Origin of the sequence: Flavobacterium sp. WC2421, assembly GCF_040822115.1 — a bacterium.
Lineage (GTDB): Bacteria > Bacteroidota > Bacteroidia > Flavobacteriales > Flavobacteriaceae > Flavobacterium.
This window is the reverse complement of the sequence record NZ_CP162004.1, coordinates 1,015,679-1,040,342: the sequence shown is the minus strand read 5'-3', so window position 1 is coordinate 1,040,342 and position 24,664 is coordinate 1,015,679. Positions and strand designations below refer to the sequence as shown.

24 protein-coding genes are annotated in these 24,664 nt (G+C 32.3%); 4 read left to right on the top strand and 20 right to left on the bottom strand.

Annotated elements, in window-relative coordinates:
- Positions 1–6 precede the first annotated feature (6 nt).
- From AB3G33_RS04400 to AB3G33_RS04385, 4 genes are all read left to right on the top strand, one after another.
- A complete protein-coding gene (locus tag AB3G33_RS04400) occupies positions 7–861 on the top strand; it encodes a polysaccharide deacetylase family protein (RefSeq protein WP_367772926.1) in 855 nt (284 codons plus the stop codon).
- 372 nt (positions 862–1,233) lie between these two features.
- Positions 1,234–2,670 (top strand): circularly permuted type 2 ATP-grasp protein, encoded by a 1,437-nt coding sequence (locus tag AB3G33_RS04395; protein WP_367772925.1) that lies wholly within the window; start codon positions 1,234–1,236, stop codon positions 2,668–2,670.
- A 35-nt stretch (positions 2,671–2,705) separates the two neighbouring features.
- A complete protein-coding gene (locus AB3G33_RS04390) occupies positions 2,706–3,659 on the top strand; it encodes an alpha-E domain-containing protein (protein WP_367772923.1) in 954 nt (317 codons plus the stop codon).
- A 6-nt stretch (positions 3,660–3,665) separates the two neighbouring features.
- Positions 3,666–4,640 (top strand): transglutaminase domain-containing protein, encoded by a 975-nt coding sequence (locus tag AB3G33_RS04385; RefSeq protein WP_367772920.1) that lies wholly within the window; start codon positions 3,666–3,668, stop codon positions 4,638–4,640.
- A 79-nt stretch (positions 4,641–4,719) separates the two neighbouring features.
- On the opposite strand, the gene AB3G33_RS04380 is transcribed toward AB3G33_RS04385, so the two are convergent.
- From AB3G33_RS04380 to AB3G33_RS04285, 20 genes are all read right to left on the bottom strand, one after another.
- Positions 4,720–6,003, bottom strand: a complete 1,284-nt coding sequence (locus AB3G33_RS04380; RefSeq protein ID WP_367772919.1) for a murein hydrolase activator EnvC — start codon at positions 6,001–6,003, stop codon at positions 4,720–4,722.
- 60 nt (positions 6,004–6,063) lie between these two features.
- Complete coding sequence (locus AB3G33_RS04375; RefSeq protein ID WP_367772916.1) at positions 6,064–6,834, bottom strand: DUF4292 domain-containing protein; 771 nt, start codon at positions 6,832–6,834, stop codon at positions 6,064–6,066.
- A 7-nt stretch (positions 6,835–6,841) separates the two neighbouring features.
- Positions 6,842–8,185, bottom strand: coding sequence for a tetratricopeptide repeat protein (locus AB3G33_RS04370; RefSeq protein ID WP_367772914.1), 1,344 nt, complete (start codon positions 8,183–8,185; stop codon positions 6,842–6,844).
- 31 nt (positions 8,186–8,216) lie between these two features.
- On the bottom strand, positions 8,217–9,233 hold the full coding sequence (locus AB3G33_RS04365; RefSeq protein ID WP_367772912.1) for a sugar phosphate nucleotidyltransferase: 1,017 nt from the start codon (positions 9,231–9,233) through the stop codon (positions 8,217–8,219).
- An 87-nt stretch (positions 9,234–9,320) separates the two neighbouring features.
- Complete coding sequence (gene dut, locus AB3G33_RS04360) at positions 9,321–9,755, bottom strand: dUTP diphosphatase (protein WP_367756377.1); 435 nt, start codon at positions 9,753–9,755, stop codon at positions 9,321–9,323.
- A gap of 128 nt (positions 9,756–9,883) precedes the next feature.
- On the bottom strand, positions 9,884–11,350 hold the full coding sequence (locus tag AB3G33_RS04355) for a lipopolysaccharide biosynthesis protein (RefSeq protein WP_367772909.1): 1,467 nt from the start codon (positions 11,348–11,350) through the stop codon (positions 9,884–9,886).
- A 73-nt stretch (positions 11,351–11,423) separates the two neighbouring features.
- Positions 11,424–11,885 (bottom strand): hypothetical protein, encoded by a 462-nt coding sequence (locus AB3G33_RS04350; protein ID WP_367772907.1) that lies wholly within the window; start codon positions 11,883–11,885, stop codon positions 11,424–11,426.
- An 11-nt stretch (positions 11,886–11,896) separates the two neighbouring features.
- Complete coding sequence (locus AB3G33_RS04345) at positions 11,897–12,301, bottom strand: GNAT family N-acetyltransferase (RefSeq protein ID WP_367774086.1); 405 nt, start codon at positions 12,299–12,301, stop codon at positions 11,897–11,899.
- Positions 12,302–12,518: 217 nt separating this feature from the next.
- Positions 12,519–12,953 (bottom strand): DUF547 domain-containing protein, encoded by a 435-nt coding sequence (locus AB3G33_RS04340; protein WP_367772905.1) that lies wholly within the window; start codon positions 12,951–12,953, stop codon positions 12,519–12,521.
- A 145-nt stretch (positions 12,954–13,098) separates the two neighbouring features.
- On the bottom strand, positions 13,099–13,959 hold the full coding sequence (gene atpG, locus AB3G33_RS04335) for an ATP synthase F1 subunit gamma (RefSeq protein ID WP_367772903.1): 861 nt from the start codon (positions 13,957–13,959) through the stop codon (positions 13,099–13,101).
- Positions 13,960–14,052: 93 nt separating this feature from the next.
- A complete protein-coding gene (gene atpA / locus AB3G33_RS04330; protein WP_367772901.1) occupies positions 14,053–15,630 on the bottom strand; it encodes a F0F1 ATP synthase subunit alpha in 1,578 nt (525 codons plus the stop codon).
- A 38-nt stretch (positions 15,631–15,668) separates the two neighbouring features.
- Complete coding sequence (gene atpH / locus AB3G33_RS04325; RefSeq protein ID WP_367772899.1) at positions 15,669–16,202, bottom strand: ATP synthase F1 subunit delta; 534 nt, start codon at positions 16,200–16,202, stop codon at positions 15,669–15,671.
- Between the two features lie 4 nt (positions 16,203–16,206).
- Entirely contained in the window at positions 16,207–16,707 is a 501-nt protein-coding gene (locus AB3G33_RS04320) for a F0F1 ATP synthase subunit B (RefSeq protein ID WP_367756363.1), read from the bottom strand.
- A 117-nt stretch (positions 16,708–16,824) separates the two neighbouring features.
- Positions 16,825–17,016: an ATP synthase F0 subunit C gene (atpE, locus tag AB3G33_RS04315; RefSeq protein WP_077374818.1), complete on the bottom strand. Its 192-nt coding sequence runs from the start codon at positions 17,014–17,016 to the stop codon at positions 16,825–16,827.
- Positions 17,017–17,119: 103 nt separating this feature from the next.
- The gene (atpB, locus tag AB3G33_RS04310; RefSeq protein WP_367772897.1) at positions 17,120–18,280 is read right to left on the bottom strand and encodes a F0F1 ATP synthase subunit A; all 1,161 of its coding nucleotides are present in this window, start codon (positions 18,278–18,280) and stop codon (positions 17,120–17,122) included.
- Between the two features lie 624 nt (positions 18,281–18,904).
- Complete coding sequence (locus tag AB3G33_RS04305; protein ID WP_367756359.1) at positions 18,905–19,132, bottom strand: AtpZ/AtpI family protein; 228 nt, start codon at positions 19,130–19,132, stop codon at positions 18,905–18,907.
- On the bottom strand, positions 19,101–19,508 hold the full coding sequence (locus AB3G33_RS04300) for a polymer-forming cytoskeletal protein (protein ID WP_367756357.1): 408 nt from the start codon (positions 19,506–19,508) through the stop codon (positions 19,101–19,103). The genes AB3G33_RS04305 and AB3G33_RS04300 overlap by 32 nt, the downstream gene beginning before the upstream one ends.
- 5 nt (positions 19,509–19,513) lie before the next feature.
- A complete protein-coding gene (locus AB3G33_RS04295; protein WP_367772895.1) occupies positions 19,514–22,135 on the bottom strand; it encodes a tetratricopeptide repeat protein in 2,622 nt (873 codons plus the stop codon).
- A 228-nt stretch (positions 22,136–22,363) separates the two neighbouring features.
- Positions 22,364–23,059, bottom strand: a complete 696-nt coding sequence (locus AB3G33_RS04290) for an ABC transporter ATP-binding protein (RefSeq protein WP_367772893.1) — start codon at positions 23,057–23,059, stop codon at positions 22,364–22,366.
- Between the two features lie 39 nt (positions 23,060–23,098).
- Complete coding sequence (locus tag AB3G33_RS04285) at positions 23,099–24,583, bottom strand: DUF5687 family protein (protein WP_367772891.1); 1,485 nt, start codon at positions 24,581–24,583, stop codon at positions 23,099–23,101.
- Between the last annotated feature and the right edge of the window lie 81 nt (positions 24,584–24,664).

Below are 24,664 nucleotides of genomic sequence, written 5' to 3'. Positions count from 1 at the left end.
AGAACTATGAAAAAGAGTATATTAGTAGTTATAAGCTGCTTTACCATTTTGATAGGATGCCAATCTAAAACGGAGCAGAAAGAAACCGATAAAAAAGAAACTACCCAAGTTTCAATTGCTAGTCCGGAAAAGGCACCAAAAAAAGAAACTGCAAATACGGCCACTATTCTTGCTAAAAAGGAAGTGCCCATCTTATGCTACCATAATATTCGGGAATTTAGTAATACAGCTAGCGGAGATATAAAGACTTATACGGTTAAACCAGCTGTTTTTTCAGCTCAAATGAAAGCATTGGCAGATGATGGTTATCATACCATATTACCTGATCAATTGTATGAATATCTCCTTCATGATGGACCACTACCCGAAAAGCCAATAATGATAACCTTTGATGACACAAGAGAAGAGCAGTATACGTTAGGAGCAACTGAAATGAAAAAATACGGTTTTAAAGGGGTGTTTTTTGTGATGACCGTCTCTATTAATCGACCAAAATATTTAAGTAAAGAACAAATTAAAGACTTATCAGACTCTGGTAATGTAATTGCAGCACATACTTGGGACCATCATATGGTAACTAAATATAGTGGGGATGACTGGAATATTCAGCTTAATAAACCAAAAACTAAACTGGAAGAAATCATTGGAAAACCAGTAACGTACTTCGCCTATCCTTTTGGGCTGTGGAATACCTCTGTTATCCCAGAAATCAAAAAAAGTGGATATCAAATGGCTTTTATTTTATCTACAAAAAGAGACCCAAACGACCCTCTTTATACCATAAGAAGGATAATAGTTTCCGGTACTTGGACAGCAAATGGAATGCTAAAAGCAATTGAATCTAGTTTTAACAAGCCCTGATTTATATTCCTACTATCCTTTTTAAGAAGACTTCATTTTAAAAACAGCATATGTCAAAAACTAGATTTAACATCTTAGTAATGACTTGTGCTGTTTTCCGTGCTCTAATTCTTCATAAAAAGACCCAAATCACGATGATTTAAAGGGAGATAGTTTATAATACTGGTACTATAAACACTACTGAATTATCAATAAAACATAGAATAAAAATAAATCATTCAAAAAATTGATATTAAAAAAGGAATAGTATATTTATTATTGAATAATTAATAAATATAGTTATTTTAACAAATAAAATAGTTATTTTAGAGAAAAAATTGTGTTTTCCACACCATAAATAGCATTTGTTTAATTTTTTAATAACGATAATATATGATAAAATTAACACCTAGTTTAAATTCAAATGGATGGGATGAAATGTTCTCAAAAGAAGGTGTTAGAGACTCATACCGCCAAGTACTACAAACATTGGAAAGTTTAAGTATTGAGCAACTAAATGAAAAACAAAAACAGGCTTCAGATATTTTCATGAACCAAGGGATAACATTCACGGTTTATAGCGATGACGACCAGGGAATTGAAAGAATTTTCCCATTTGATATTATTCCTAGAATAATTACCCAGAAAGATTGGATAGAAGTAGAAACAGGGATAGCGCAAAGGCTAAAAGCTCTTAATTTATTTTTGGAAGATATTTATAACGAACAACTTATTATAAAAGAAGGCATTATTCCTGCTGCATTAATTGCTTCATGCCCTCATTATATTCAAGAAGTACACGGAATAAAACTACCCCATAATATCCACGTACACATTGCGGGTATTGATTTAATTAGAGGAGCCGATGGAGAATTTTATGTATTAGAAGACAATCTAAGATGCCCTAGTGGTGTGAGTTACATGATGGAAAACAGAGAAATAACCAAAAGAGTGTTTCCTGAAATGTTCAGCAACAATGATGTTAGCATGGTGGTCAATTACCCTATGATTTTTCATAATATTTTAATATCTCTTTCTCCAAGAAATATATCAAACCCAAATGTAGTTTTGCTCACTCCAGGAGTTTATAATTCCGCTTACTACGAACATACTTTCCTCGCGAGACAAATGGGAGTACCATTAGTTGAAGGAAGAGATTTAGTTGTGAATAACAACAAAGTCTATATGAAAACAACTTCCGGTCTTCAACAAGTGGATGTAATTTACAGACGATTAGACGACGAGTATTTAGACCCCCTTGTTTTTAAACCAGACAGCACACTTGGTGTTCCTGGATTGATAAGCGCTTATAAATTAGGAAACGTTGCTTTGGTAAATGCGGTAGGAAATGGAGTCGCTGATGATAAAGCCGTCTATGCCTATGTTCCAGATATGATAAAATACTATCTAAACGAGGAACCTATCTTAAAAAATGTGCCTACTTATCAAATGGGTAATAAGGAAGAAAGAGAACTTGTATTTGCTAATATGGAAAACATGGTGGTTAAAGAAACGAACCAGAGTGGTGGTTACGGAATGATCATGGGGAATAAAGCGACCGAAGCAGAACTTGAAGCCGCCAAAATTGCAATTATTGATAATCCTAGAAATTTCATAGCACAACCCATTATCCAGCTAAGCACCGTTCCTTGTTTTATCGACGGAGAACTTAAACTGAGACACGTTGACCTAAGGCCTTATGCATTATGTGGCCCAAACGGAGTTAAAATAGTACCTGGAGGGCTAACAAGAGTTGCGCTTACCGAAGGATCCTTAGTCGTAAATTCCTCGCAAGGAGGTGGTAGTAAAGACACTTGGATCATAAAATAAAAGCAATTGTTTACGAACTTAAAAACACACACACTATGGAAGTAAATATGCTAAGCCGTGTTGCTGATGGAATGTATTGGCTTAACAGATATATGGAAAGAACAGATGGAATGTTGCTCACCCTTAACACTCTTTATGCTTTATCTTTTGACAAAGAAACTAATGATTATCAAGGTTACAAACCGTTATTAGAATACTACACCATATTGTCAAATGATAAAATTAGAGAAGTTCAGTTTGATACTAATTTTGTTCTAAAATATATTATTTGTGATGAAAATAATCACAACTCGGTTAAAAACCTAATTACTAAGGCACGTGAAAATGCAAGAGGCTCTCAAGATAAGATAACAAAAGAATTATGGGAACATATTAACTCCATGTACCTTTATATTAATTCTCCAGACTTGCCTAAAAAACTAGAAACAGCCAAAGCACTAGATGTATTGGCCAAATTAAATAAAAACTTTTTGCTTTATAATGGTATCATTCAAGTTACCATGCCAAGAGGATTAGGATGGTGCTTTTCAAGCATAGGCAAGCATATTGAGCGTTGTTTACAAACCATTTCAATGACTCAGGCTTATTATGCTCCTATCAATTATAACGTAAATGGAAATGAAGATTTACTGTACTGGAGAAAATTACTGTTATCCCTTTCAGGTTATGAAATGTATATGAAGAGTTATAGTAATATTCCTCACAACCAGAAAGTAATTCAACATGTGATTTTTAATAAAGATTTTGCCCATTCTGTTTATTATACTTTAGAGTACATCGAAATATATTTAGAAAGCCTGTTGAAACAAAATTATTTAAACGAAGGACGAGTGTTACAAAATCAATTTGGAAGACTCAAAAGTTATATTGAATTTACCGATTATCAAAATTTAGATAACCAACAATTAGAGGAAGTACTTCACAATACAAAAAAACAATTGATGCAATTTTCGAAAGATTTTTCTAAATTATTTTTTTCTTATACCTAACAACTAATGGCGATTTATAAAATAGTACACACCACAAAATACCAATACAATTGGCCTATTAAGGAAAGTATAAACGAGATTCGTTTATTTCCTCATAATTTTGACAACCAAGATGTGTTACAATATCAGCTAATGATATCTCAAAAACCTGAGGTAGCACTTTCAGAGGACTACTATGGAAATAGAGTGGGGAATTTTAATATTTTACATTCCCATTCTGAAACAACCATAGAAACTAGAATGTTGGTACGTGTCAATCATTCTCTTAAAATTCCAGAAATCGATGATACGACGGTAAAAGATTTAGAAAAGGAAAAAGAAAAAAGCATCCTTTTACTTCGACTTTGTTACCCAGAAATCATCAACAAACAAAACGAAATTGATGCTATATTAGATGAAATCGATTATAAAAACAAATCCATAATTGAAATTGCCCAACAATGTAATCACTATGTTTTTACAAATTTCACTTATACAAAAGGGATTACCAATATAGAAACTACAATAGATGAAATATTGGAAATTAAAAAAGGAGTATGTCAAGATTTTGCCATTTTATTATTGCAACTATTACGTAGCGCGGGAATTCCTTCAAGGTATGTGAGTGGATATATTTGTCCCAATAAAAATGAACTGCGCGGAGAAGGCGCTACACATGCTTGGGTAGAAATATATTCTCCTAATCAAGGTTGGTTAGGATTAGACCCTACTAATGACATTTGGACAATGGACAATCATGTCAAACTTTCAACAGGGAGGAATTTCAATGATTGCACCCTTGTAAAAGGAACATTTAAAGGTCTTGCAAGACAAACACTGTCGGTTTCAGTTTCAATTGGCTATGAAGACGGCAGGCATTTTGAAGAAGTGAATGATGTACTACTACATGAAGTATCTGCAGAGCTTCAAGAACAACTAAATCACATTGAGAAACAACAACTTCAGCAACAACAACAACAACAACAACAACAACAACAATAACAATAACAATAATAAAAGTAATTAATACCAAAAAAGGAGGAATCAAAGCTTGATCCCTCCTTTTTTATAATATACAATATTATTTATTTGATAACCATCCTTTTGGATCCGTATACGTTGTATTTTGTAAAAGCAAGAATTTAATTACTGTTTTACCAGTATCACCATTTGTTCTTACTCTACCAATCGTTTGTTTTATACTTATTTTATCTCCTTTACTAACCGATACAGAACTTAAATTTTGATAAATAGTAAAGTAATCTCCATGTTGTATCATCACGGCTTTATTAACAGGCGATAATACCATAACACTTGCTACTTCACCACCAAAAACTGCTCTTGCAGATGCCCCTTCACTAGTTGTTATTTCTACACCGCTATTATGAATCACTAATGTATTATAAATAGGATGCGCTTGATCTCCGTAACCCAACGATATAAACCCTTTTTCTACTGGCCAAGGTAAATTCCCTCTATTAGCTCTAAAATTATCAGCTATTATTTTTGACTCTGGTGTCAATTCAATTCTGGAAGAAGAAACGGATTCTTTAGCAGCTTCTTTTGCAGCTTCTCGTACGGCTTCTTTAGTATCCCCTTTTGTTGTAGACTTCGCGCTATTTGATAATGCTAGTGCTTTGGCTTTAGCTCTCTCTATCGCTGCTTTTCTATTGGCCTCAGCAATAGCTTCGCGAATTAAACGGTCTATTTGTTTGTCAATCGTTTTGGATTCTCTTTGTTTTTTTCTAATATCCGAAACAATTCTATTCTTGTCTTTTTTAATTGAATTTACTAGTTTTTCCTGTTCTTCTTTTTCTTTTACTAATCCTTTTTTTTCTTTTTCGTTTTCAACGATTAGTTTTTGTTTTGCCACTTTTTGAACATTCAACTTTTTATTATAATCAATTAGTTGAGTCGACTTAGAAAATATTTCTTCTCCTTGTGCCTTTCTAAAATTGGTATATTGTTTTAAATATTGTGCTCTTTTATACGCTTGTAAAAAATTCTCAGACGACAGAATAAACATTGCTCTACTTTGCTCCGATCGGCTTTTATACGATTTCAAGATCATCTTAGCATAATCTTCTTTAAGAATCATCAACTCTTTATTAAGCTTATTGATCTTAACCTGATTAACATACATGTCATTTGCCAAAAGTTTGGTTTGTTTCTCAGTCGTATTTATCAATATTTCTTTCAGTCTAATTTTATTTTTCTGAATCGTAAATACATTCATCGCCGATTTTTCCTTGGACTTCACGGACTGCAATAACTTTTCGTTATCCCGTATTTCCTGTTGGATTTGGGCTTTACGTTGTTCTAATTTTTCTTGTTGAGAAGACTGACTCCATATAACTGAGGTCATGCATAAAAAAATTAAGCTAAGGAGAAATTTTGGCATCTTAAAAATATATTTTTTGCAAATTTACTTAATTATAATTCTATTGTAACCATTTGGGACACTATATGGAAAAGAAAGTTCTTCATTGAATGAAATTGTTTTATAGTCTAAGTTAATTTCCGTTTTTCCTTTGGCTTGATAGGCATTTATAAGCACGTTTGTAGGCATCAAGGCTTCTTTATATTCTTTAATGTCAACGTAGGCTACTTGAATCATCCTACCCTCGGCTACTTGTGTTATTTCTTGTTTATTAACGCTAAAATCATTTGAATTGATATAAAATGTCTTTTTTGTATTTCCATTCGATAAATCATCCAATCGATACAATTGCTCCACTAATGACTCTGTATATTTTCCCTTCTTTAAATCATCTAAAGCTTCTCCCAACAACATATTTTGAATTTTATTATAATCCAAATCAGTACCTAACCATTGGCTTAATGAACTAAAGTCTCCTTCAAAATAGGTTCCTTTAATTTTTTCATAATAACTCACAGATGTTGGAGTTATAGAAGCTTTTGCCATTGTAATCCCTAAAAAACGAATGCTTATTAGAATTTGTTCGTCCTTCTTAATTCTAATTTCAGCAGTAACATTTTGTGATTGTTTATCGTCACTATACCTCGCATTTGCTTTAATATATAATGTAGAAAAATCACTTTTATTGTTATAGTGACTGGCTATAATTTTTTTTGCGGCTAAGTAATCAACAGGCGCAGTAGCAGTTGTAGCCACGGCTTTTGACTTACAAGAAATCAATACAAGGATTGACAGAATAGCGAGTATTTTTTTCATTCGATTTTTATTGTTTTAATAATTGATTGGCTTTTGAAAAATAGAACTCTTTTTTCTTATTATCTCCTAAACCATTATAAGCTTCTCCCAATTGAATATTGAAGTTTATTTCTAAAGCAACATCTTCAACTAAATAATCCAACCCCATTTCGAGAATTTCTTTGGCTTTTTTAAACTGAACCAATTGATTGTATCCTAAGCCAGCATAATAATAAAACTGTGGCTGTGTAGGGAAAACATCTACCATATCCATGGCTTTTTTTGCTGCTAGATCAAATTGTTTGGTTTCAATATACGCTTGAAGCAAAAGTAAATTTGTTTCAACATCTACATCCGCCGTTTTTTTAATCGCTTTATCATAGTACACAATGGCTTTATCCCATTGTTTTTTAGCATGATAAAATTTCCCTATTTCCTTTGCCACATTCACTTCAGGATCAGAATCAAAATAACCAATCGCTTTTTCTAAGTCGGAGTTATATTGCGGATTTGCATTTGTAAAAATCAAGAATTCATTTAGAACCCGGTGTTTTATTTTTGAATCAATTTTGGAACTAGCCAAAACGATGTTCATCGCTTTAACTGCTTTATCCCCATCATTATTATCCAGATGAAACTTAAACAAACTTACTTGTGCCCATTCCGATGTTGGAATTTCACTCTCCAATTTTCGTGCCGTTTCAAGGACTTTATCTATTTCATTATTTTTAGAGTACAAATATATTAGTGAAATATAATTGGACTCCTCCTTGGGATACTTATTTATCTGATCTACTAAATTTACTATTTCCGCATTTTGGTATTTTCCTTGCGATAAAATTTGAATTTTATAGGATTCTCGTCTGTCTGTTTTTCCTGTGGTTTCATTTAATTCATTGATAAGTACTAATGCTTTATCAAACTGACCTGTGTTCATGTAAAGCGAAGTTAAGTCTTCTTTGAATTTTGGATCAAATGGAATTAGCTTATTAATGGTATATATTGCTCCCTCATAATCTTTAGTTGCATAATTCACATCATACATTCCTACCCAAAACCATTTGTTCGTAGGATCAATTTTACTGGCTTGTTCGAAACAAGTGTAAGCATTTTTATAGTCTTTTAAAGCCAAATAATTTTTTCCTAACTCAAAATGAACGGTCGCGTTTTGAGGGTCTATCTTTAAACATTGTTCTAAAGCTACTATTGCTTTATCATAATTTTCTATTGCTTTTTGTTTTAACGACTCGTAAAACAAATCTTGAAATTTATTATTATCTAGCTTTATTTGGTCCGGTTCTGTTTGTGCCAATACCAAAGCAGGATTGCCAAGCAAAACAAAAAACAATAGTACTAAAGCTGATCCTTTCATAATAAAAAGTAATTTCTAAAACTAGAAAAAATTATTCCAAAACAGAATAATCACCAATGCTGATACTGGTAAAATTACCATCAAAAACAACATGATTTCCAATCATGGCATTATCTAAATTAGCATTTTTGATGTGTACATGAGTTTGAATCAAACTGTTTTTTATAGCACTATCGACTACATGACTTCCTTTGCCAAGAGACACGTTAGGCCCAACAGTTGCATTTACTAAAACAACATCTTCACCAATGAAACAGGGCGGGATAATAGTCGAATTTTCTAACTTAACATCATAATCAACTAAATGCATTCCGTCATTATGCAAGAAGCCAAGCATTCTGGAATTGGTTTCAACGGTTACGTTTTTATTCCCGCAATCCATCCATTCATCTACACTACCCGTTTTAAAAACTTTACCCTTAGCCATCATCGCTTTGATTCCGTCATTAATCTGGTATTCTCCACCGTTTTGAATATTGTTGTCTAATACGTTTTGAAGTTCTTTTTTTAAATCACCAACTTCTTTGAAATAGTATATTCCGATCACCGCTAAATCACTTACAAATTCAGCAGGTTTTTCAACCAATTCTGTAATTTCACTATTGGCATTCATCTTCACCACTCCAAAAGCTTCAGGCTGGTCTACTTGTTTTACCCAAATAACAGCATCAGCAGTAGGGTCTAAATCAAAATCAGCTCTGATTAATGTATCTGCATAAGCAATTACTGCTGGTCCTGACAAGGATTCTTTGGCACACATAATAGCATGTCCAGTTCCTAGAGGTAAGTCCTGACGATAAATAGAAGCTTTGGCACCTAAACTTTGAGCCAATTCTTCTAAACTTTTTACTACATCATCCCCAAAAAAAGCTTCGTCGCCTAGAATAAAAGCAATCTCTTCAATTGGTTCTTTTAATATTTTAGCAATATCTTCTACCAATCGATGGACAATAGGTTTTCCAGCAACAGGGATTAATGGCTTAGGAACGGTAACTGTATGTGGACGAAGACGTGAACCACGTCCTGCCATTGGCACTATTATTTTCATTTTAATGATATTGAAAGATTAAATGATTGAACGATTAAAGAATTCTATTCGAATTTTTAAATATTACAATCTTTGAATTAATAAATTTTATTTTACACCTGTACTACCAAAACCACCAGCTCCTCTTGAAGTCTCTGACAACTCTTCTACTTCAATCCAGTCAGCCCGTTCGTGTTTTGCAATGATTAATTGCGCAATGCGTTCCCCATTTTGGATAACAAATGCCTGATTGGATAAATTTACTAAAATCACACCAATTTCACCACGATAATCGGCATCAACTGTTCCAGGCGAATTCAATACTGTAATACCGTTCTTGAAAGCCAAACCACTTCTTGGTCTTACTTGAGCCTCATACCCTATGGGTAACTCCATAAAAAGCCCTGTTTTAACAATAGTTCTTTCTAAGGGCTGTAATGTTATTGATTCTATTAAATTAGCTCTTAAATCCATTCCTGCTGAAGCTATGGTTTCATAGTTAGGCAGGGCATGTTGTGATTTATTGATGATGTTTATTTTCATTTTAATTTGTTTGAATTGTTAGCAGGATTTCTAGCCCTGATGGAAGTGACATCCTTTTCTTGACTTTTCAGGAAAGAAAAGATATAGCGGACAGCAGGAAATAGCTCCAAAAAACCAGTAAGGAAATACTAGTTATTTTTACGTTTTACAATTTTTAAAAGGGTTTCTTTTTCGTTGTGATATATAAAATAGAGGAATACAATCAATAATAAGATCCCTACAAAGTAATTCTCCCTGAATCCATAAAACGATATTGCCGAAAAGAATATCGATAATGACAGATAGCCTCCTATTTTCTTTAAATCATACGGAATTGGATAATATTTATTCCCCAAGTAATAGGAAATAAACATCATGCTTCCATAGGCGGCTATTGTTGCAATTGCTGATCCGTAATAACTCATTGTAGGAATCAATAAAAAGTTAAGTCCTAATGTTATCACAGCTCCTACAATGGAAATGTAAGCACCAATATACGTTTTGTCAATCAATTTATACCAAACAGAAAGATTAGTGTAAATCCCCAAAAAGAAATTGGCCAATATGATTAAGGGCACAACTTTCATGGCTACCCAATACGATTCATCACGAATCATAAGCATTTTGAATAAATCAGCAAAAACGATTACCGATAGCAAGATGAACGATCCAAAAATGACAAAATATTTTGTCACCATAGCATACGTTTGTGGCGCATTTTTATCAGAAGCATGACTAAAAAAGAACGGTTCAATTCCTAATGTATAGGCTGTTCTATATAAAACCATAAACAAGCCTAATTTGTAGCAGGCAGAGTAAACACCCACTTCGGCTTCAGCAATATTGTCTGGTAACAATCGTCCTAAAAGAATTTTATCAAACTGTTCATTGATTGCAAATGCAATTCCGGCTACCATTATTGGCAATGCATAGCGCATCATGCGTTTCCATAAATCCAAATCGAATTTCCATTTTAGAAAAACATAATCTGGAGATAATGCTACAAAAGTTAATAAACTAGCAATAATGTTTGCCAAGAAAATATAGCCTATTTGGAAATTTTCTACATACAAAGAGCTTAAAAATCCATGAGGATTTGAAGCGACTACCTTAGGCATATAAAGTAGAAAAAAGACACTCAAAATAAGGTTTACCAATACATTACCAATTTTTATAACCGCATAAACCATTGGTTTTTGAAAAGCCCTTAATTTAGAAAAAGGAATAATTACCAAAGCATCTAAAGCTAAAATCCAAATGGTATATCCAATATACTGTGAATCAATACCTGACCAAGCTGCCAATGTATTCCTAGATAATAACGCAATAAACAAGAAAGAAATAGTAGTCCAAAAGATAGAAACCATTGATGTTTCTAGCACTGATTTTTTATTGCTTTCATTGTTATAAAACCTAAAAAAAGCAGTTTCCATCCCGTAAGCTAGAATAACATTAAAGAAAATCATCCAAGCAAAAATGATGGAGACTTTTCCATATTCTGCTTTAGGCAGCAAATCGGTATAAAGTGGCACTAGCAAAAAGCTAAACATTCGCGGTAAAACTGTCGCGAGTCCGTAAATAGCTGTTTGTTTAAAAAGATTTTTATATAATCCCAAAATGTGGTGTGTCTATTAATTTTAAAAAACAAAAATAACTAATTCTTTGGTTTAATCACCGAAGCTTTGTTAATCATTGTCTTTCTTTTAGATTAATGATTTTAAAAAAATAAGTTTTGTTTTTCATTTTATATTCCAAAACGGCATCATTGGGACTTAATATGAATTTTGGTTTAGTAATTACGGGCGCTTCATTTCCATATTCTAATTTACTATCGCTATTTAAAATTAAATCCGGCTTAGGAACAAATTTAAAAAAAGAAGCCATAAAATTATTTTCATCTACTTTATCAATGTTAGACACCTGGTTATTGAAATACACTTTTATCAACTGAATTGTATTAGGTAACGCTTCGATAAAAACGATATGAATATCACTTTTAATAGTATCCTTTTCTTGACTCCCTATCTTCGTACTGTAATAAACTGAATCCATTGGCACTGGAAAGCGAGTTTGAAACTCATTTTGTGAAACACAAAATGAAAAGCAAAACAAGATTATAACAACGACAATACCTCTGTTTATAAAACGCATCTAACATAAATTTAAGTCAACCCTTCTTCATTCAAGATTTTCACAAAATGAAAACCTTTAGGACCATATCCCTGATTGTAATAAAATCGGTGGGCTGAAAAATTGGAAGTAAAAGCATCGAGAACGATATTAGTGCATTCTAAATCAATCGCTTTTTGCTCCACATAATCAGTCAACAATTTACCTATTCCTTTTGAACGATGGTCTGTATGAACTATAAAATTGTCTATTTCTAAATATTTACCACTCCATAATTTTGTTGAAAACCAACAACCTGTTATCCCTAAACAGATCTCATCTTCAAATACAGCAATTTGCGTATAATTATGAGGAACCATCTCTTGAAGATAGGTTTCATACTTCTCTACACTAAGTTTTGGATATAACTGTTGCATCACTTCAATTTGAGCTAGCATTTCGGCAATAGTGGTAAATTCTTTAATATTCAAGGGATTACTTTTTTAATTAATTTTGGGTTAAAATTAATCAAAAACTAATAATTGGCAAGTGCCGATACCATTAAAATAACGGGTTAAATAGTAATGAAAACAGTATCAAAAAAATTAGCAATATTAGATAAACAGCAAAATATGTAGAGAGAACTTGCTAAGATAGAAGTAAAACTGTTTAAAATCAATTCACAACTAAAGAAGTATTCAAAGCTGTTCGATCTAAACGAATTAGATAACTAGAATCAACATTCTTTACTGCCGCACTTTTAATAAATCTTGGACTGAATAAATTATTTATAAATTTATGTAATGGATTGTGATTGTTCTTTCCCAAAATTTTAAATTCAATATCATCTAAGGATAAAAGATGACGGGCAATTTTTATTCTTTTATATTTAAAAACAGCGGTTTCTTCTTTGGCTTCTTTTGCTATAATTAGAACATACGCATTGTAAATATTAGACCAAAAGATATTTTTCAATTCATCACTATCTAAATAAGACTCTAATTTTTTATCTTTAATATAATAAAGTTCTCTTCTTAAAGATGATGTGTCACGGCTAAGCTGTGCCTCTAACAAAATATTCTCAGACAACTGAATTGGAAAATTATCCATAGCTAGTACTATTATAAATAAATCATTTAATTCACCAAATGTAAATATTTATTTACAAAAAAGACTAGGTATTTATACGTGATTTTTAGGCATAAAAAAAACCAACTTACGTTGGTTTTTTTTATAAAATAAGATAAAATTATTCTTACCCTTTTAAAGCTTCTGCCCCACCAACAATCTCAAGGATCTCATTAGTAATAGCAGCTTGACGCGCTTTATTGTATGTTAATTTCAATTGATTTCTCAATTCAGTTGCATTATCAGTTGCTTTGTGCATCGCAGTCATACGCGCTCCATGCTCAGAAGCAAATGAATCACGAATTCCTTTATACAATTGCGTTTTCAATGATTTAGGAATCAAAGTCAATACAATTTCTTCTTTTGAAGGTTCAAAGATATAATCTCCTGTTGAAACTGTTAAATCAGATTTAATTGGTGCTAACGGTAAAAATTGTTCTGTTTGAACGATTTGAGTTGCAGCATTTTTAAACTGATTGTAAATCAATTCGATTTTATCATATTCACCTGAAACAAATTTTTGGGTTAATGTATCTGCAATTGCAGCTACATTATCAAATGTTAAGTTGTCATATACTGCACTTTCGTTAGCAACAACTGAATTTGTTTTAGTTAATACATCGTTTCCTTTTTTACCAATTGCAAAAACATCTACTTGTTTACCTTCATAAAAAGCAGCACGACTTTTAGCACCTTTAATTACGTTTGTATTAAATGCACCACATAAACCTCTATTAGAAGTAATAGCAACTAGTAATACTTTTTTTACTTCACGTTGTGTAGTAAACTCTCCTCCTGCATCACCTTCAAGTGTAGCAGAAAGGTTTTGTAATAATTCCGTTAATTTTTCGGCATAAGGGCGCATTGCTGTAATTGCATCTTGTGCTTTCTTTAGCTTTGCTGCAGAAACCATTTTCATCGCTGATGTAATTTGCATCGTAGATGAAACGGAAGTAATTCTATTACGGATTTCCTTTAAATTTGCCATTTATTTTTTTCTATTTTGAATTATAAATTTTAAATTTTAAATTACAAAAAGACTGACTTTTCATAATTTAAAATTCAAAACTTAAAATAACTTCTAGTTATATTTTGCTGAAACTTCTTTAGCTACAGATTGAATTACATCAGTAATTTCGTCTGTTAACTTCCCTGCTTTTAAAGCATCAAGAGTTGCTCTGTGTTTAGTGTTCAAGAATTCTAAGAAATCTTTCTCAAATTCTTTTACTTTATTTACAGGAACATTTCTCAATAAGTTTTTAGAACCAGCATAGATAATTGCCACTTGGTCTTCAACAGTATAAGGATCATTCAAACCTTGTTTCAAGATTTCAACGTTTCTTCTACCTTTTTCAATTACGTTTAAAGTAACTGCATCTAAGTCTGAACCAAATTTAGCAAACGCTTCCAATTCACGGAATTGTGCTTGATCTAGTTTCAAAGTACCTGCTACTTTTTTCATTGATTTAATTTGAGCATTACCTCCAACACGAGATACAGAAATACCTACGTTAATTGCCGGACGAACTCCAGAGTTAAACAAATCTCCATCTAAGAAAATTTGACCATCAGTAATCGAAATTACGTTTGTTGGGATATATGCAGAAACGTCACCAGCTTGAGTTTCGATAATAGGTAAAGCAGTCAATGAACCACCACCTTTAACGATAGATTTCAATGAATCTGGTAAATCGTTCATGTTTTTAGCAATTCCATCATCAGCAATTACTTTACAAGCACGCTCTAATAAACGACTGTGTAAGTAAAAAACGTCTCCAGGATATGCCTCACGTCCCGGTGGTCTTCTTAATAAAAGAGAAACCTCACGGTAAGCAACAGCTTGTTTAGATAAATCATCATAAACAATTAAAGCTGGACGACCTGAATCTCTAAAGTATTCTCCAATTGCAGCACCTGCGAAAGGAGCGTACACTTGCATTGGAGCTGGATCAGAAGCATTAGCAGCAACAATAATGGTATATGCCATTGCTCCTTTTTCTTCTAACATTTTTGCAATTCCTGCTACAGTTGACGCTTTTTGTCCAATTGCAACATATATACAAAATACAGGTTTTCCTGCATCGTAAAATTCTTTTTGATTTAAGATAGTATCGATACAAACAGTCGATTTACCTGTTTGACGGTCACCAATAACTAGCTCACGTTGCCCACGACCAACTGGGATCATAGCATCTACTGCTTTTACTCCTGTTTGTAATGGCTCAGTAACTGGTTGACGGAAGATAACTCCTGGAGCTTTTCTTTCCAAAGGCATTTCGTATAAGTCTCCACCAATTGGTCCTTTTCCATCAATTGGAAAACCAAGAGTGTTTACTACACGTCCTACCATTTGCTCACCTACTTTAAGAGAAGCGATACGTTGTGTTCTTTTAGCTGTAGAACCTTCTTTGATTCCTGTTGATGGTCCTAAAAGTACCACCCCAACATTGTCTTCTTCAAGATTCAATACAATCGCTTCTAAGCCATTGTCGAATTCTACTAACTCACCGTATTGAACATTAGAAAGCCCGTAAACACGAGCAATACCATCTCCAACTTGAAGTACGGTTCCTACTTCCTCTAGCGTTGCGCCAGATTCAAAACCTTCTACTTGCTTTCTTAATATTGCTGAAATTTCAGCAGGTTTGATTTCCGCCATCTTAATTTATAATTTAGACACTTAAATGTGCAATAAAACTAGTTACTTAATTCTCTTTTTAATACTTGTAATCTGTTAGCAACAGAAGCATTGTACTGCTTGTCACCTATTCTTAAAATAAACCCTCCAATGATTGAAGCATCTACTGTATTTTCAATTGTAATTTTCTTATCAGATAAAGAAGCTATTTTAGCTAAAACTTTAGCTTCTAATGCTGCATCCATAGGAATAGCTGTGGTAACCTTAGCTACTTCAACACCATTCATAATATCAAACAAAACATTGTATTCTACTGCTACTGCTTCTAGAATTTCAAATCTTTTGTTTTCAAACAACAAATGAAATAAACTCTTAGTCACACCATTAGTATTTGCAAAAACTTCCAATAAGGCATTTTCTTTAACCTCTACTCTTAAAGTTGGGTTTTGAATAAAAGTGCTCAATTCTACATTTCCATTTATAGTTGAAGCTATAGAATTCATATCATCACTAACTGCTTTTGCTACTCCTTTAGATTCTGCGATCTCTAGAATTGCTTTTGCATAACGAATTGCTGCTCTTGTACTTGCCATAATATTAGTTTAGCTTTACGTCACCTAACATTTTCTCTACTAATTTAGTTTGAGCTTCTTTGTTAGATAATTCGTCTTTCAATAATTTTTCTGCAATATTCAATGATAAAGTAGAAACTTGAAGTTTCAACTCAGCCATCGCTGCATTTTTTTCACTTTCAATTGCTGCTTTAGCTTGTTCGATCATTTTCAATCCTTGAACTTGCGCTTCATTTTTTGCATCAGCAACCATTTTCTCTTTCATTTCACGCGCATCTTTAAGCATGTTGTCACGCTCTAATCTTGCTTCTTGTAAAATACGTTGGTTGTCAGCTTGAAGGTTTTGCATTTCTTTTCTAGCATTTTCAGCAGAAAGTAAAGCATTTTTGATTCCTTCTTCTCTATCATTTACTGCATCAAGAATTGGTTTCCAAGCGAATTTTTTCAATAAGAATATTAATCCAACAAATATTAATACTTGCCAAACGAACAAACCTAACTCAAACTGATTTATTAACTTATCCATTATATATAATTATAAATTTTAAATTATCTTTTTTATTGCTCAAAGGCAATTTGTAATGTTTTAATTTAAAACAATAGTTACAACCAACCGTTGTAACTATTGTTTTTTTGATTTTAATTAAGCAGCGAATAACGCAGCGAAACCAATACCTTCAATAAGTGCAGCTGCAATAAGCATAGCTGTTTGGATTTTTCCAGAAGCTTCTGGTTGACGAGCAATAGCGTCCATTGCTGAACCACCAATTCTACCAATACCTAAACCTGCTCCGATTACAATTAATCCTGCTCCTACAATAGTTGGAATTTGCATAATATATATATTAAAAATTAAACATTCAATTTTTTTGTTTAATCGGTTATTTGTTTAATCGGTTAATCGATTTAAACAAATAAACAGCTAAACGGTTAACCCATTAATGATGAGCTTCCTCATGATGATGCTCTTCTACAGCTGAACCAAAGTACAATGCAGATAACATGGTGAAAATATAGGCTTGTAAAAAAGCTACTAATATCTCAAGAATAGAAAGTACAAATGACAATCCAAAAGACAAACTACTTCCTAACCAGCTTTTAAAAATAAACATTAAACCAATAATACTCATCAATACAATGTGTCCTGCAAAGATATTTGCATACAAACGTATCATTAATGAAAATGGCTTAATAAATACTCCTAACAACTCAATTGGAGCTAATACGATACGCATTACTTTAGGCACTCCTGGCATCCAGAAAATGTGTCCCCAGTAATTTTTATTAGCAGTAAGGTTTGTGATTAAGAATGTCATTATCGCTAATGCAAAAGTAATAGTTAAATTACCTGTTACATTAATTCCAAATGGCATCAAACCAAATATGTTTAAGAACAATACAAAGAAAAAGATAGTCAATAAATAACTCATGTATTTCTTATAGTGCTTTTCTCCAATATTAGGGATTGCAATTTCATCACGAATATACAATACGACTGGTTCAAATATTCTTCCAACTCCAGAAGCAATTCCTTTATTTTTAGCATATGATTTTGCCAAACCAGCAAAAATCAAAAACATGATTAATGAAGCAATCATTATAGACAAAACTGTTTTTGTAATTGAAAAGTCAATTGGACGAACATTAGCAGGGAAACCTGTTTCTTCGTTTTCAGTTATTTTACCATCAGCCGAATCTACTTTGTAAATCTTACCATCGTGGTGGTTGATTTTATAAAAGTTTCCGTTTGACTCCGCTACTGCTTCTCCATGTTCGAATTCAGAAGAAGAAAAAACGTGTAATCCATTATCCCAAAGAATAACTGGCAAAGAAAATCCGTAATGCTTCCCTTCTACTTCGTCAGAAAAGAAAGTGAAGTCGTGAGAATCTAACACGTGATGACCTATAAATGCTTTAATCTTAGATTTTACATCTGTTGGTTCAGCATGAGCTCCTTCATGTGTTTGTTCCGTTACTTCGTGAGTCATTTCGGTCTTAACTTTTACTGAATCCACTTCTGGATTTGCAAAACTCATTAAAGGAAGACACGCTACTAAAGTTGCTATTATAAATCTAAGTGGTTTGTTTGAAATCACCATAACTGTTAAATATCTTAATTTTTTACGTTTCTAAAATTTGGTGCAAAGGTACATTTTTTATTAATATTCAAAAGAATATAAAAATTTATTTTTTCTAATTATGTCCTCTTTATATCCAATTACTGTTTTTCGTTTAATATTCGTATCGTTAAAAGGGTCTCTATTGCTAAAAAGAGAACAAATGTCATAAAAAAATTAATTTTCTCTATTGTGTTGTCGTAAATTTTTATCTGCAAGATAGGTTTTAAAATTAGATAACAAAAAATCATTTTTACACTTGTACTCAAAAGAAATGACATTCCTACATTATCAAAACTTCGTTCTTTTACTTTTATTAAAATAATAAAAACAATAAACGATAAGCTGTAATAAAATAAATACAGAAACTCTATTGAATATAGAAAGGCATTATCATTAATATTTAGATAACTAAAAATAAGCTTATGAAGCAAATAACCTATTCCCGCCAAGATTGTTAAAAACAATAAAGGCTTGTAACTTTTAAAATTCATTGGATTTCATTTGTGCCCCGAAGACAGTAAGTAGCAAAGTTATTTTAAATTAAATTTATCACAAATAACCTATGTTAAATATTAATTACTATTATCTATTCTTTGAAATCAATTATTGCGACTTATTAATCTCATTCACTTGCCTGATTACATTGTATAATGCCAAAACAACTCCTACCATCACTAAGATTTTATTGTAATACACTTTTGGGCTGGGGTAGTTTTCGTCAAGCCAATTTCCCGAATAAGCAAAAAGGAAAATAATAACTCCCATTTGAATGGGAATATTAATAAGTGCTAACCACTTACTAGCTTGTTTTTTGTTGGGTTTCTTGTCCATCAGTAATCATCAATTTTTCTACATCAGATTTCATTATACAAGAAGCACTGAAATCAGCTCCAGGTTCCACAGATAACTTACCTACAGTAACTTCGCCATGAATACTTGCTTTTAACTTAACATTGAGCACCTCAGTAACTTGAATGTTTCCATTAACTTTTCCTTCTATATCGGCATTGTTACAACTGATATCACCCACAACACTGCCTGTTGGCCCAATAACTAATTTTCCAGTAGAATGAAAATTCCCGGTCAACTCACCATCTAAACGAAAATCGGCCTGTGAAATAATATCGCCTTTAATAATTGTTCCTTCAACAATTCTATTCGTTTTTCCTAAAAGTTCAGTATAAGGCTTTGGTTTCTTATTAAACATATTCTTTATTTTTTTGCAACTAAATAGTCATTAAGATTTTTCTTAATTTGAATCACTTTATAATTTTCATTAGAAATTAGTATTGCCGGATCTACTATTTTATATTCTTTGTTTTCTTTTAATTGATCAATCACGTTTTGCCCTTCGGTTTGACTATACATACCATGAATCACTATAAAACTTTCATTTTCCGTATAGACATCATACGAATAGGTAAGTCTTGGATTTAAATTGGCAATGAATTTTTTTATTTTTTCTTCTATGCTTTTTGTATTTTCGGCTTCCCTAGAAGCAACTTTATACACTATTTTCCAGTTCTTAGTTTCTACTGTTCCAAAATCAATTTTTTCTAAAAGCGGAATTTGATTCGTTAAAACATCCTGCGCTTTTTTTCCTTCTTCAGTATTCGAATAGGTATCTGCTACATATTGTAATGCATTTTTATAGGCAAGTAAGCCTCTTAGTTTCCCTATTGTATTGGCTCTTAATAATTCTAATTTAGGAAGAATTTCATCACCTGGAAATTGAGTAATAGCGATGTTTACCTGTTCTAAAACAGTTGTAAATTGTTCCTGTCCATATAAGGAATATAATTTTTCATACACAGCATCAGGACTTCCTTCTTGTGAAGTCTCCTCCTGATTTGTATTATTAATTATTTGTGCATAACGAGAATTAGGAAACTGCCCATTTATCTTGCTTTTCATCGATTCCGCCTTGCCGCTATTCGTGATTTGGTAAATTTTATATAAATTATACATCGTTGGGAGAATGAGTTTCTCCTCAGGATTATTTTGCAATAATTGCTCTAGCCTGTTGGTGGCTAGTTCGTACTCTTTAAATTTTTCTTTATAAATTACTCCCAACTGATAATAAGCCGTATTGCGTTCTTTAGCAATGCTATCAATTGCTATTTGTGCAGTAGGCAATTGTTTTAAATAAAAATCGGTTGTGTATTGTGGAATTATTTTATCAGCTTCTGTTTCTTTTTTATCAGCTACTGAAACACCAGAGTTCAAAGTGTCATTAGAAATTGTATTTGCTACAGCTTCTGACAACCTCCAATTTCCTTTTGAACTTCTTTCTCCCCATAGTTTTTTAAACTCTACTTTTCCAAATGAAACAGTTGAAGGATTATAAAAGTAAAATACACTTGTAGCTGCAGTACTAGAGGCCATAGTAGGTGGTGCAAGAGAAGATTTTCGTGTTGGCGCTCCTGGGTTTTGAGTAGAAATTGCATTGTTAACTGGTCCCGCTGAACTGTTTCTTGCAATATTTTCTTGTTTTTCTTTTTCTTTTTCTTCTAAAAGTCTTTTGACATCATCAGCTGCTTTTAACTTAACAATATAATTCTCGAAGTAGGTTATTCTATCTGGTCCAGACAAAGAAACAACATGAAGGATACTATCGTTTTGCATGGCAATGGCTTCATATAAAATGACATCATCTAAATCTTTTCTAATTTTACTTATATGGATAAACTCTCTAGTTTTAGGTTGCATTTTTACTAAAGTACTATCATAATATTTTGCTGCAGTAGCATATTCCGCACTTTTAAAATGCACATTTCCAATATTTCTATAATTTGAAGCAATTAAATATTGATCTGTTTTAGCATTTTTTAGAGAACGGTTATAAAATTGCAAGGCTTGTTTTTTATTGTTGTTTTTATCATAAAAAACCCCTTTTTGATAGTATAAGACATCCAGAAAAGGTCGGTTTTCTCGATCAGCAATTAATTTATTATAGGTTTTTAAAAAAGCAGTAGAGTCTCCCTTTTCATAATCGAATAACTGCGCTTTTCTAGCATGTGCTTGAATGACATATTTCCTTTCGGATTTTCTATTCATTTTTATAACTGACTCATAACTGTAAATAGCACTGTCTTTTTTCCCCAATTCTTCGTATAACTGACCTAGAATAAAACGATATCTCGCTCTTTCATTATTGTTTTTGGTATAATCTACAGCCAATTTTAGTTTAGCAACAGCACTGTCTCTTTCTTCAAGATTTAGAAATGCTTCGGATAGCAATGCATTTGCATCGGCCAGAACTTGCTTTTTAAGTTTTTGTTCTTTCAGCAGTTTGGTCATGTTTTTTACAACAACGGCGTCATTACCTAAACGCATGTTGGTTTTTTCACGCCATATTTTAGCTTCGTAAATTCTACTACTTGTTGGGTATTTGTATAAAATATAATTGAAAGCGTCTAAGGCTGGGATAAACCTTTGATCGTAATACCTTGATTTTCCAAGTAATAAATAGGCTTCGTCCACTTGGTAATTTCTTTCTCTTCCATCAATATTCATGGAATGTTTTTGAATTGCTTTGGTAGCTTTGGTTTCCGCCAATTCAAAATCTGCATTTTTAGTTTTTTCAGTGCTTGTAGGATCATCGCCTATTTGCATTCTTTCGATTGGCAAACGCTTCCAAAAATCATCTGTACTTTTAGATTTAATCCCTTCAACTCCTTTATCTAAACCAATTTGCCCATTGTATAAAATATTGTATTTCGTGCTCAAAGCGTGGGAATTTCTAGACAAAAAACTATCCTTTTTGGTAGAACAAGCTACCAAAAAAACCAAAAATCCTACAGGAATTGAATATTTAAATATATTAGTTTTCAATGGCAAACGTTTTTATCATTAAACTTTTAAAAAAGCTTTTTAGTATAGTGACTGGTAAAAATACGTTTCTTTTTGAGAAAGTGAAAATTATATGTAGTTATTTGAGCGATGCTGCATGAGGGATGTAGTGGAAATCCTTTTTTATTTTATTTTTTTAAAATAAAAAAGATTGAGAATGAAAGCCCGACCACGCTTTTTTTGGCGTGGTCATGCCCTGAAAAATATATTTTAAACGGCAAAAAACGCTTCTAACTCTTGAAGTGTCTCTCCAGATGTTTGAATATCTTTAACAATTTCTCCTTTATTTAAAGCAACAATTCTATCACAAACCTCAACGGTATGTTGCAAATCGTGACTAGAAACTAAAATGGTTGTCTCTGGATCTTGAGCCAGTTCTTTTATCACTTTTTTTAATCTGTTTACCGTTGTCGGATCTAAATTTGCGAAAGGCTCGTCTAGAATTACTACTTTGGGATTTCCAATAAGAGTGGCTATAATCCCTACTTTTTTCTGATTCCCTTTGGACAAATCGCGTAAATACTTTTTATTATTTAGAATTTCTCCATTAAAAAACTCCTCATATTTGGTTAACAACGCATCAATGTCGGCTTTATTTTGTCCGCGCAAATCGCCTATAAAGTAAAAATATTCTTCGGGAGTTAGATACCCAATCAAGAAACTTTCGTCAATAAATGCAGCCGTAAAAGGCTTCCAAGATTCGCTAGTATTAACCTGAATTTCATTGTTAACAATTGTACCCGTTGTAGGTCTAATTAAATCGAGTAGTAAACTAAAAAAAGTCGTTTTACCAGCTCCATTATTCCCTACTAAACCTAAACTTTGTCCTTTGGGAATTTCAAGAATGTCAATTTTTAAAACTGTAGTTCCGTTATATTTTTTTGAAATATTATTTACTTGTATCATCTTTTTCTTATTTGTTATTCCAGTCCAAAGTTAGCAATACTAATTTTCTTGTTGTTTGAATCCGCTAATGGTTTCGTATTTTCTCTTGGTGTACCCATCGGCGATTTTACTTAAAATAAAACTTCTAAAAACCAAACCAATAATACCTAATGTCGCAATAGCAACTGTTGCACTTTCTACATTGACTAATTTATAAAAAGCAAAGAAAATCAATGCAGGAAACAACATTAATGGCAGGCCAACAATCCATTGCGTTGCTCCAGTTCCCTGGTAATTCATGAAAGGACTTTTCTCGAGATCAATTCTTTTTTTATTATAGGATCCTGCAAATAATAAAATGGGGATGTTTACCCCTAAATTATAAACAGCACAAGACAGATTTATTGCTAATACATTCCAACCAAAATAAAGATAGGGCGTACTTAAAACTGCTAATACAATTACTGAAACCGACATTAATCCCGCTTTTGATGCTAAGTATTGTTTCATAGGAATGTTTTGTGACATCATCATTCCGTAATAATTACTATCCCATGACGGCACAAATTGCCCAAAATTAAGCATAAAAACACCTGTCATTAAAACTCCTACCACAACAAAAAACGCTGGTGTATCTTTGTAATGTGGATTGGTATAAATCAACATGCCATAAGCCAGAAAGATTAACGAGATCCAAATCACCGTTTTAGGCCTTTTATTTCTCCAAATCATTTTTAGATCCAATGCTAAGAATGGCGCTATATCACCAAAACGTTTCGTCCAAGTTAAATCAGACGTTTTTGCTTCTTCTACTTTGGACTGTAAAGAGCTGTCCAGATAAAAATTAGTTTTTAAGTAGTTGAAATTTAGAAAATACAATCCTACTAAAATCAGTATTGGAACAAGCACGAATAGTGGCTGCACTACTAATCCATTTAAAAGAATCCCCGATACAGTACTGATTTTAAAAGCACCATAATAATCTAGACCAAAGAACACAAGCCCTATTGCCACAAATGGAAGAAAGGCGATGATGTTTTCAGCGAATTTCTTTTTGATTAAAAAATTAGAATAATTAACCACTAAAGCCAAAACATACATTGAAACCATCCATACAATCATATTTAGTGCATTGTAATTCCCCTTGGTAATATTGTACACTCCAAAAGGGATAATGACTAACAATGGAAAAATGTTATAAATTGAAGTCAAACTTTTAAGTAATACGAAATGAATCACCGATTGTTTTTTAATTGGCAAAACAAGTAACGGCTTGATGTTCATTACAGGTAAACTTTGCATAAAAAAGCGAAGTACCAATTCAAAAAACAACCAAAAAACAACAAAACTATTAACTATGACTAATGGTTTTTGGTCAGGGAAACTTTTCTCTAGAATAGGATACAATGCAATTCCCAAAACAAGAAAAACAAGTAGAAAATAGACAACCAAAAACCCCATTAAAATTTTCAATCCAATACTTTTTCCAACACTTGCCGATCGAAAAAAGGCTTTCAATTCTAAATTTATAAAATGCTTGAACATGTCGTTTTTATATTTCGTTTAATAGTAAGTAGATAAAAATAATGAAAAGTTACCGTCTTACTAAAATAATCCTCAATTAAT